Origin of the sequence: Streptomyces sp. NPDC096339 (assembly GCF_044762985.1) — a bacterium.
Taxonomy (GTDB): Bacteria; Actinomycetota; Actinomycetes; order Streptomycetales; family Streptomycetaceae; genus Streptomyces.
Window position 1 is genome coordinate 103,830 of record NZ_JBIWFI010000027.1, and the last position, 10,094, is coordinate 113,923.

The 10,094-nt window shown below is 72.6% G+C and carries 9 protein-coding genes and 1 tRNA gene; 5 read left to right on the forward strand and 5 right to left on the reverse strand.

Annotated features, from left to right (window positions below; all coding sequences use genetic code 11):
• Window positions 1-264: 264 nt before the first annotated feature.
• Both ACIQ5Y_RS28295 and ACIQ5Y_RS28300 read left to right on the forward strand, forming a co-directional pair.
• Window positions 265-346: transfer RNA gene (locus ACIQ5Y_RS28295), tRNA-Leu, on the forward strand.
• 147 nt (window positions 347-493) lie between these two features.
• Window positions 494-1,342 (forward strand): Bax inhibitor-1/YccA family protein, encoded by an 849-nt coding sequence (locus tag ACIQ5Y_RS28300; RefSeq protein WP_403886347.1) that lies wholly within the window; start codon window positions 494-496, stop codon window positions 1,340-1,342.
• A gap of 139 nt (window positions 1,343-1,481) precedes the next feature.
• Here the strand turns inward: ACIQ5Y_RS28300 and ACIQ5Y_RS28305 are convergent, their stop codons facing one another.
• Window positions 1,482-1,712 (reverse strand): DUF4287 domain-containing protein, encoded by a 231-nt coding sequence (locus tag ACIQ5Y_RS28305; protein WP_030036969.1) that lies wholly within the window; start codon window positions 1,710-1,712, stop codon window positions 1,482-1,484.
• 102 nt (window positions 1,713-1,814) lie between these two features.
• Between ACIQ5Y_RS28305 and ACIQ5Y_RS28310 the strand changes: the two genes are divergently transcribed.
• Complete coding sequence (locus ACIQ5Y_RS28310) at window positions 1,815-2,171, forward strand: hypothetical protein (RefSeq protein WP_403886350.1); 357 nt, start codon at window positions 1,815-1,817, stop codon at window positions 2,169-2,171.
• Here the strand turns inward: ACIQ5Y_RS28310 and ACIQ5Y_RS28315 are convergent.
• The 3 genes from ACIQ5Y_RS28315 to ACIQ5Y_RS28325 form a co-directional block, all read right to left on the reverse strand.
• Complete coding sequence (locus ACIQ5Y_RS28315; RefSeq protein ID WP_403886352.1) at window positions 2,155-2,967, reverse strand: hypothetical protein; 813 nt, start codon at window positions 2,965-2,967, stop codon at window positions 2,155-2,157. The two genes, ACIQ5Y_RS28310 and ACIQ5Y_RS28315, sit on opposite strands and share 17 nt — an antisense overlap.
• Window positions 2,968-3,278: 311 nt before the next feature.
• A complete protein-coding gene (locus ACIQ5Y_RS28320) occupies window positions 3,279-4,499 on the reverse strand; it encodes an acetyl-CoA C-acetyltransferase (protein ID WP_403886355.1) in 1,221 nt (406 codons plus the stop codon).
• Between the two features lie 293 nt (window positions 4,500-4,792).
• On the reverse strand, window positions 4,793-5,803 hold the full coding sequence (locus tag ACIQ5Y_RS28325; RefSeq protein ID WP_403886357.1) for an SGNH/GDSL hydrolase family protein: 1,011 nt from the start codon (window positions 5,801-5,803) through the stop codon (window positions 4,793-4,795).
• A gap of 136 nt (window positions 5,804-5,939) precedes the next feature.
• Here ACIQ5Y_RS28325 and ACIQ5Y_RS28330 point away from each other — a divergent pair, with 136 nt between their 5' ends.
• Complete coding sequence (locus ACIQ5Y_RS28330) at window positions 5,940-7,322, forward strand: cystathionine beta-synthase (protein WP_403886384.1); 1,383 nt, start codon at window positions 5,940-5,942, stop codon at window positions 7,320-7,322.
• A 1,020-nt stretch (window positions 7,323-8,342) separates the two neighbouring features.
• Here ACIQ5Y_RS28330 and ACIQ5Y_RS28335 read toward each other — a convergent pair.
• The gene (locus ACIQ5Y_RS28335; RefSeq protein WP_403886360.1) at window positions 8,343-8,708 is read right to left on the reverse strand and encodes a hypothetical protein; all 366 of its coding nucleotides are present in this window, start codon (window positions 8,706-8,708) and stop codon (window positions 8,343-8,345) included.
• Between the two features lie 140 nt (window positions 8,709-8,848).
• Here ACIQ5Y_RS28335 and ACIQ5Y_RS28340 point away from each other — a divergent pair, with 140 nt between their 5' ends.
• Entirely contained in the window at window positions 8,849-9,694 is an 846-nt protein-coding gene (locus tag ACIQ5Y_RS28340) for a MurR/RpiR family transcriptional regulator (protein ID WP_403886362.1), read from the forward strand.
• Window positions 9,695-10,094: the final 400 nt, after the last annotated feature.

Here is a 10,094-nt window from a genome sequence, read left to right on the forward strand (position 1 = left end):
CCCTGATCCACCTGCGCGGACCCGGGGAGGCGCGGGGTGGCGTGCCGGGTGGCGGGCGGGGTGGCGCGGGACATCGAAATCCCGTCATTCCCGCATCGGCGGTGATCGTCCCGGAGAAGGGGCCCACCGTGCCTTCTGCACCCTGACGCTCCCTCAATCGCCAATAAAATCAGACAACATCGGAAAGAGGGCCAGGTGGCGGCAGGGGTGTTCCGGATAGGCTCGGGGCAGCGCTGAAGGCTTTATCGGGGGCCACCACACCCTGCCCGGATGGTGGAATGCAGACACGGCGAGCTTAAACCTCGCTGACCTTCGGGTCGTGCCGGTTCAAGTCCGGCTCCGGGCACTCCTCACCTCCTCCGAGGCCCGGTCGATTTATCCCCTGCGCTTCGCCCTGTCTTCTCCTAAGATCCTCCTCCAGCAGTAGGGTGATTTTTTTGCGAGCGCATTACTCTTGATGCGAGGCCGCGCTCGGTGGCCACTGAGGAGTGAGATGAGGAGCAGTAACCCGGTCTTCTCGCGACGGGGGTTCAGCCGCGACAACGGTGGCTACGCGGGCTTTGACGCGCAGCACCAGCAGGCCGGGACCAACCCGTACGCGACGAACCCGTACGCGACCGACCCGATGACGGGTATGCCGCAGGCCCCGGCGCGCACCAACGCGATGACGATGGACGACGTCGTGAGCCGCACGGGCATGACGCTCGGCACGCTCATCGTGACGGCCACGCTGTCCTGGGTCCTTCTGCCGGTCGACCCGGCGAACCTCGGCAAGTCGTACGGCATCGGCATCGGCGCGGCCCTCGTCGCGTTCGTGCTGGCCATGGTCCAGTCCTTCAAGCGCAAGCCGGTCCCGGCGCTGATCCTGGGCTACGCGGCGCTCGAGGGTGTCTTCCTCGGCGTCATCAGCGCGGCCACCAGCACCTACCTCGGTGCCGGCGTGGTCATCCAGGCCGTCATGGGCACGATGTGCGTCTTCGCCGCCGTGCTCCTCGCCTACAAGATGGGCTGGATCCGCGTCAACCGGCGCTTCACCGGCTTCGTGATGGCCGCGGCCCTCGGCTTCATCCTGCTGATGGTCGCCAACTCGCTCTTCGCGCTCTTCGGCGGCGGTGACGGCCTCGGCTTCCGCAGCGGCGGCCTCGGCATCGTCTTCGGCATCGTCGGCGTCATCCTCGGCGCCTGCTTCCTCGCCATGGACTTCAAGCAGGTCGAGGACGGCGTGACCTACGGCGCCCCGCGCGAAGAGGCCTGGCTGGCGGCCTTCGGCCTCACGCTGACCCTGGTGTGGATCTACCTGGAGATGCTGCGCCTCTTCCAGATCCTCTCGGGCGACGACTAGTCGTACCGGCAGCCGTCCGGTTCGCCCACTGCATGGGGAAGGCCCCGCGAGCACACCGCTCGCGGGGCCTTCCCGCGTCTCGGGGTCGGAATCGTGGAACGGTGACGAGGTCGAAGACGGGTCGGGGACGAGGTCGGATTCAGCCGAACCGGCGTGCGGCTCTGCGCAGGTCGTACTCGTGGATGATCGCCTTGGCCTGGCCGTACGACAGTTCGTGCGCGCCGCGCAGCCAGCTGACCTTCTCCTCGAACCGGACGAGGGAGGGGCCTTCGTCCACGGTGCGGAGCCAGTCGGACACTTCACGACCGGTGGTCAGGGGGATTCTGTCGATCATGTTGCGGTGGGTCTGCTCGGAGAACTCTACGGACATGGGCGCCTCCGGAAGGTTGCCGTGCTGTTCTCTCTTCACGTCACCGTGCCGGAGAGTTCGCCCGTTGGCAATGGTGCGCGGACGGCGCGTAAGGTCGGCCGGGTGCTCGATACTTCACCCCTGACCGCCGCCGTGGACCGTTTCGCAGACCGGCTGCGGGCCGCGCCGCAGAGCCGCCTGCGGCAAGGAGCCGCCGAGGCGGCACTGGAGTTGGCCCGCGAGCTGTCGGCGCGCGCACAGGCCCTTGAGGGCGCGCCGGCGGGCGCGGAGGGCTCCGCGGTCCGGGAGATGCCGGACGAGGGTCTCTTCGTCGTCGGCGACCAGGTGGCGGTGGCCGGCGCCGATCTGGCGGAGGCGCTGCGCGGCGTACCGGCCCAGGACGGCGCGAAGGCCCCGTCCGAGGTGCTGGACGAGGCCGTGCGGCTGGTGGAGCGGGCCGAGGCTACAGCGATGCGATGACGCGGTCCGCGAGGATGTAGACGTTGCTGTCCGGGTCCTCGGTGTCACCGCAGGAGAAGGTCAGCGCGTAGGCGCCGGAGATGCCCGAGCCGCCGAGGAGGACCGGAGCGGTGCCCGAGCGCAGGGCCTCGGCGAGGCGCTCCGCGGTCTCCCGGTGCCCCGGGGTCATGCAGAGCGTGGTGCCGTCCGTGAAGACGTACACGTCGAGGGTGCCCAGCGGGCCGGGGCGGACGTCCGCGAGGGCCGTACGGGCCTGCGCGAGCTCCTCCAGGCGGCTGACCGTGCGCTCGTGGTCGGCGCCGGGGTGCGAGGCCTGGACCGGCACGAAATCGGGGTGCGAGGGGTGGCGCCGGCGGGCGGCGGCCAGCTCGGCCGAGTCCTCCGGGTACGGGTTCTCGTCGAGGGCCTCGTCGCCGAGGACCGGCTCCAGGCCCACCAGGTCGGCCTGCCGGGGCAGGAAGACGTGCGGGCCGTCGTCGCCGAGGCCGGGCAGGCCGCCCAGCAGGGAGGGCGCGTCGGCGGCGTCACGGGCCTCCTGCGCGGCCCAGAAGGCTCGCGCTTCGGCCAGCTCGCGTTCGCGCTCCTCGGCGAGGGCTTCGGCCACGGCGGCTCGTATCTCCGCGGCGGGGGACTCGACGGCGCTGCGGGCGTGCGGGACGGTCGCACCGCGGGGGTGCGGCACCGCCAGCTCACCGCGCAGGGCCGTGACCTGCTTGCGCAGGCCGTGGACGGCGTGCAGCGCAGCAGCGCCGACGGCCGTGGCAGCGGCCGCGGTCAGCAGCAGGGCAAGAGACATGGCGCTCACTGACTAACTCCCGGTGTGATTCGATCCCCCGACTTCCTACATCAGAGTGTCCCGACCTGGGAATGGCGTGCAGTGCATTACGTCATGAAATGGACAGGGCTTTCGTCCCGAGACGCCCACCCGTATGGCACCTGACCTGCATATATGCCAAGCCCCCAGGAGATAGGTCACATCCTGGGGGAGATTCGGTCACAGCTCGGCCGCGACAGGGTTGGATCCGGTGCCGCCCCGCCGCAAGGGATCGGGCCCGATCCCTTGCGGCGCCTGGGGCCGCTCACGCTCCGCTCAGCTGCGGATACGGCTCAGCTCAGCCGCTCGATGACCATGGCCATGCCCTGGCCGCCACCGACGCACATGGTCTCCAGACCGAACTGCTTGTCGTGGAACTGCAGGCTGTTGATCAGAGTGCCGGTGATCCGGGCACCGGTCATCCCGAACGGGTGACCGACGGCGATGGCCCCGCCGTTGACGTTCAGCTTGTCGAGGGGGATCTCCAGGTCGCGGTAGGACGGGATGACCTGGGCCGCGAACGCCTCGTTGATCTCGAACAGGTCGATGTCGCCGACCGTCAGGCCCGCGCGCTTCAGCGCCTGCTTCGAAGCCTCGACCGGGCCCAGGCCCATGATCTCGGGGGAGAGGCCGGTGACACCGGTGGAGACGATCCGGGCCAGCGGGGTCAGACCCAGCTCGCGCGCCTTGGTGTCGCTCATGATGACCAGGGCCGCGGCGCCGTCGTTCAGCGGGCAGCAGTTGGCGGCGGTGACCAGGCCGTCGGGGCGGAAGACGGGCTTGAGGCCCTGCACGCCCTCCAGGGTGACCCCGGCGCGCGGGCCGTCGTCCGCGGTGACCACGGTGCCGTCGGGGGTGGTGACGGGGGTGATCTCCCGCTCCCAGAAGCCGTTCTTGATCGCGGCCTCGGCGAGGTTCTGCGAGCGCACGCCGAACTCGTCCATGTCCTGGCGGGTCACGCCCTTGAGGCGGGCCAGGTTCTCGGCGGTCTGCCCCATCGCGATGTACGCGTCGGGGACCAGGCCGTCCTCGCGCGGGTCGTGCCAGTCCGAGCCCTCGCTCTGGGCGACGGCGGCGGTACGGGCCTCGGCCTCGGCGAACAGCGGGTTGTGGGTGTCGGGCCACGAGTCCGAGTTGCCCTTGGCGAAGGAGGACACGACCTCGACGCCGGCCGAGATGAAGACGTCGCCCTCGCCCGCCTTGATCGCGTGCAGCGCCATCCGGGAGGTCTGCAGCGAGGAGGAGCAGTAACGGGTGATCGTGGTGCCGGGCAGGAAGTCCATGCCCATCTGCACGGCGACGATGCGCGCGAGGTTGTTGCCCTGCTCACCGCCCGGGAGGCCGCAGCCCAGCATCAGGTCGTCGATCTGGCGCGGGTCCAGCTCGGGCACCTTGGCCAGGGCGGCCTGGATGATCGTGGAGGTCAGGTCGTCCGGCCGGATGTCCTTGAGGGACCCCTTGAAGGCGCGCCCGATGGGGGAGCGGGCGGTGGAAACGATGACTGCTTCGGGCATCGGGACTCCAAGGGGGTGCGTGCGTCGTTGCGGGACCGCATGCGAAGTTACCGCCCCGTACGGTCGAGGTCACCGCCGGGGCGGTGTGATGCCGGTCGCTCCCGCGGGGGTGGCGGGGGCACGCGCCCGCGGCGCCGCTGCCGGGGCTCTGCCCCGGACCCCGCGCCTCAAACGCCGGCGGGGCTGGATTCGGCTGCTGCCGTCCGTCCGGCGTTTGAGGACCGGGGTCCGGGGCGGAGCCCCGGTTCGGGAAGGGGCGGGGTGGGGGAAGGCTCCGCGCAGCGGCGAGTCCGCTACGGCAGGTCGGCCGGGGCCGGGGCGGGGGACGGGTCCTGGGCGGGCAGCCGGCGACGGCGGCGGTGCTTCAGGAGGACCCAAGGGCCGCGGGCGGCCGTGACCTCGGTACCCGCCAGATCGGCCGCGGCCGACGCCGCCTTGGCCACCGGCAGCATGTCCTCGTTGCGGGACACGTCCAGCCGGTCGGACTCCGGCCACAGTGCCAGCGCCGCGCACAGGGTGGGGAGGACGGCCATCGCCGCGGTCGCGTACCCCTCCGCCGACGGGTGGTAGGAGTCCGGGCCGAACATCTCCCGGGGGTTCGCCGCGAACTCCGGCCCCAGGAGGTCGCCCATCGAGACCGTACGTGCGCCCAGCGCGATCACCCCTATGGTCTGCGCGGCCGCGAGCTGCCGCGAGACCCTCCGCGCCAGCCACCGCAGCGGCTGGTACACCGGCTCGATCGTGCCCAGGTCCGGGCAGGTGCCGACGACGACCTCGGCGCCCGCCATGCGCAGCCGCCGCACCGCCGACGTGAGGTGGCGGACCGACTGCGTGGGCGGCATGCGCCGCGTCACGTCGTTCGCACCGATCATGATCACGCACACGTCCGGCGCGGGCCGGTCCCCGTCCAGCAGCAGCCCGACCTGGCGGTCCAGGTCGTCGGACATGGCCCCCGACAGGGCCACGTTGCGCAGCTCCACCGGCCGCTCGGCCACCGCCGCCAGCCCGGAGGCCATCAGGGCCGCCGGGGTCTGCCTGGCCCGCCGCACGCCCAGGCCCGCCGCCGTGGAATCGCCCAGCATGGCCAGCCGCAGCGGGCCCGGACTCAGCTCCGGCCCGTTGAACTCGCTCCCGTACAGTCCGTCCGCGCGCGGAGGATCGCCCAGTCCGCTGCCCACCGTCCGCTTGGCGAACTGCATCTCCGCCAGTACGAGCCCCACCGCGGCGACCCCGACCAGCCCGAGCCCGCCGCCGCCGTACGCTGCGCCCGCCGCGATGCGGCGGGCCGTTCTCGCCCTGGACACCCTTCAGGCCACCTCGCTTCGCTGACTGGGGCTTCGTTGACCTTCCTGCCCCGTACGGACGGTCGTCCAATCCCTTTCCGCATACTCTGGCCGAACCTCCCGGAGAACCCGTGGAGTCCCGTCCTTGGAGAACATGGTGCAATTCCACGACTCGATGATCAGCCTCGTCGGCAACACCCCGCTGGTGAAGCTCAACCGTGTGACCGAAGGCCTCCAGGCCACCGTCCTTGCGAAGGTCGAGTACTTCAATCCCGGCGGCTCCGTGAAGGACCGGATCGCCCTGCGGATGATCGAGGCCGCCGAGCAGAGCGGAGCCCTCAAGCCCGGTGGCACCATCGTGGAGCCGACCAGCGGCAACACGGGTGTAGGACTCGCCATCGTGGCCCAGCAGAAGGGCTACAAGTGCATCTTCGTCTGCCCTGACAAGGTGTCCACGGACAAGATCAACGTGATGCGCGCGTACGGCGCCGAGGTCGTGGTCTGCCCCACCGCGGTCGACCCCGAGCACCCGGACTCGTACTACAACGTGTCCGACCGCCTCGCGCGAGAGCCCGGCGCCTGGAAGCCCGACCAGTACAGCAACCCGAACAACCCCCGTTCGCACTACGAGACCACCGGCCCCGAGCTCTGGGAGCAGACGGACGGGAAGATCACCCACTTCGTCGCCGGCGTCGGCACGGGCGGCACGATCTCCGGCACCGGCAACTACCTCAAGGAGGTCAGCGGCGGGAAGGTCAAGGTCATCGGCGCCGACCCCGAGGGCTCGGTGTACTCGGGCGGCTCCGGCCGCCCCTACCTCGTCGAGGGCGTCGGCGAGGACTTCTGGCCGACCGCCTACGACCCGAACGTCACCGACGAGATCATCGCGGTGTCCGACAAGGACTCCTTCCAGATGACGCGCCGCCTCGCCAAGGAGGAGGGCCTGCTCGTCGGAGGCTCCTGCGGCATGGCGGTCGTGGCCGCGCTGCGCGCCGCGGAGGGTCTCGGGCCGGACGACGTGGTCGTGGTCCTGCTCCCGGACAGCGGCCGCGGCTACCTGAGCAAGATCTTCTCGGACGAGTGGATGGCCGGACACGGCTTCCTGGAGGAGGCCGGGCCGGCGGCGCGCATCGGTGACGTCCTCGCGGACAAGGAGGGCGCCATGCCGTCCCTGGTCCACATGCACCCCGAGGAGACGGTGGGCGAGGCGATCGAGGTGCTGCGCGAGTACGGCGTCTCGCAGATGCCCGTCGTCAAGCCGGGCGCCGGCCACCCCGACGTGATGGCCGCCGAGGTCATCGGCTCGGTCGTGGAGAAGGACCTGCTGGCCGCCCTGTTCGCGCAGCGCGCCTCGCTGGGCGACCCGCTGGAGAAGCACATGAGCGCGCCGCTGCCGCAGGTCGGCTCCGGTGAGCCGGTCTCCGACCTGATGGAGGCCCTGGGCGAGGCGGACGCGGCGATCGTCCTGGTCGAGGGCAAGCCGACGGGCGTGGTGAGCCGGCAGGACCTGCTGGCGTTCCTGGCCAAGTCCGCGAAGTAGCCTGCGGCTCGCTCGGCGGGGTGCGGGCGGGGGTCCCCCGGGCCCGCACCCCGGGCCCCCGGCCCCGGGCCCGCACCCCGGGCCCCCGGCCCCGGGCCCGCACCCCGGGCCCCCGGCCCCGGGCCCGCACCCCGGGCCCCCGGCCCCGGGCCCCGGCCCCGGGCCCCGGCCCCGGGCCCTCGCTGCCCGTCACCCCTACGGCGCTCCGCGCCCGCGCCTCAATCGCCGGCGGGGCTGGATTTTGGCTGCTGCCGTCCGTCGGGTGCGGCCGGATTTGCCCCGCCGGCACCGTCCAGGGCGGAGCCCGGGTCTTTCAGCCCGTCCGGCGTCAGAGGCCGGGTCTTTCAGCCTCGCCGGCGTTTGAGGCGCGGGGTCCGGGGCGGAGCCCTCGGGTCTTTTCAGCCCGTCCGGCGTTTGAGGACCGGGGTCCGGGGCGGAGTCCCGGGGAACGGTGGAAGGGCGGGTAGGGGACGGCTCCGCGCAGCGGTACCCCGGGGGCGGCCCGCACGCGAGGGGCCGTCGGGGTCGGGCGTGCGGCGGGGCACCTCCTCGGGCGTCGAACGTGACGAGGTACCGGCAAGCCGGGCGGGGTTGCGTTCGACGCCCTGCGGGGGCGCCCCACCGCACACCCGACCCCGACGGCGCGGGGGTGTCGGGGGCCGGCCCGCCGGGCACCCGGGTTCGACGCCCGGCGGGGGCGGCCCGGCGGCGCGGGCGGCCCGGAAGTCGCGGAAACGGTACGGGCTCGACACGTGGCGGCAGCACCGCCTTAACACGGCTCCGGCACAGTGGTGGTCGTCGGCAGGGAAGCCCCGGGAGACCGGGCCCGGCCGGCGCCACCGAACGGCGCGAACGCACCTCCGGAGCGGCTCCCGGACCGCGTGGACGCCACGGACGCGGAACGGCCCTGACCCGGCCCGTGTCCTCTGCGGGGACCGCCGTCGTCCCGCCCCCGGGCAACCGGGGTGCGGCGGTCCCCGCCTACTCCCTCCCGGGGAGGGGCGCCGTACGAGCCCGACGTCAGTCCCGGCGGCGCAGGCTCTTGGACGCGTGGATGAAGTTCACGCCCACGATGCCGGCCCAGGCCACCAGCAGCCCGGAGAGATGCGCCTGCGCGGCGGCGATCGCCGACAGCGGGATCGCCAGCACCAGCGTGACGATGGCGAAGCCGAAGCGCTCGCCGAAGTTCCCCTCCGCGGGGGCCTGCGGGCTGCCGCCGCCGCGCGCCGCGGACAGGCGTTCCTCCGCCAGCCGGCGCCGGACCTGCGTGTCGACCTTCTCGACGAACGAGTCCACCAGCGCGGCCTCGTACTCCGGGCCCAGTTCGCGCCGTGCGTCCAGGGCGGCGCCGAGTTCCTTCTTCAGCTCTTGGCCGTGTGCGTCCATCCCCCCACGCTAGGAACCCTCCCCGGCCCGCGCACTGGGGCTGGCCCCCGTATCCGGATCCCGGGCACGGCTTGCCCGCGTGCATAACCGCATGCAGAGTGCTCCGTGACTGAATATCTCACCGGGACGGAGGGGGCGGCATGAGTGACAGCCCGGCAGCGCGGCTGCAGAAGCTGTTCGAGGGGCACCGGCTGACGCCGACCCAGCGGAGGATCGCGCACTGCATGGTGCGGGGGGCCGCGGAGGTGCCGTTCCTGTCGAGTGTGGAACTCGCCGAGCTGGCCGGGGTGAGCCAGCCGTCCGTGACCCGGTTCGCGGTGGCGCTCGGCTTCGACGGGTATCCGGCGCTGCGCCGCCACCTGCGCGAGGTGGCGCCACCAGTGGAGCGGACGGCCGCCGAGCACGAGGACGCGTACAACGAGTACCAGCAGGCCGTCCAGGGGGAGATCGAGAACCTGCGCCGGCTGTCGGCGATGCTCGCCGATCCCTCGCCCGTCCAGGAGGCCGGCCGGCTGCTCGCCGCCTCCACGCCGCTGCCGGTGCTGGGGCTGCGGGCGGCGTCCTCGCAGGCGCGCGGGTTCGCGTACTTCGCCGCCAAGGTGCACCCGGACGTACGGCTCCTCGACGAGGGCGGCTCGATGATGGACGACCGCATCGACGCGGCCGTGGCCGCCGGGGCGAGCACGCTGCTCTGCTTCGCGCTGCCGAGGCATCCCCGGGAGGTCGTGGACACGCTGGAGCGCTCCCGGAGGGCGGGCCTGACGGTGGTGACCGTCGCCGACTCGGCCTTCGCCCCCGTGGCCCGTCACTCGGACCTGCTGATCCCGGCCCCGGTCGGCACCGGCCTGGCCTTCGACACGGCGTGCGCGCCGATGCTGCTGGGGCGGGTGCTGCTGGAGGCGATGGCGGACGCGCTGCCGGACGCGCAGGCGCGGCTGGAGGCGTTCGACGCGCGGGCCGCTGCGCGGGGCCTGTTCGTGGACTAGCCGGGGCTCCGCCCCGCACCCCGCTCCTCAAACGCCGGAGGGGCTGGATTCGGCGGGCGTCGCACTGGGCGTACGGGGGCGGGCGGAGGCCCCAGGTCTCCGACCCCGCCCACGCCTTCCGGCACAGACCGGGCCTCTTCAGCCTCGCCGGCGTTTGAGGCCCGGGTACATCCAGCCTCGCCGGCGTTTGAGGCGCGGGGTCTGGGGCGGAGCTCCGGGGGACGGTGGAAGGGCGGGTAGGGGACTGCTTCGCGCAGCGGTACCCCGGGGCGGGCCGCGCCTACGGGCCGTCGGGGTCGGGCGTGCGGCGGGGCACCTCCTCGGGCGTCGAACGTGCGGAGGCGGCGGACATGTACGGCGTGGTTGTGTTCGACGCCCTGCGGGGGCGCCCCACCGCACG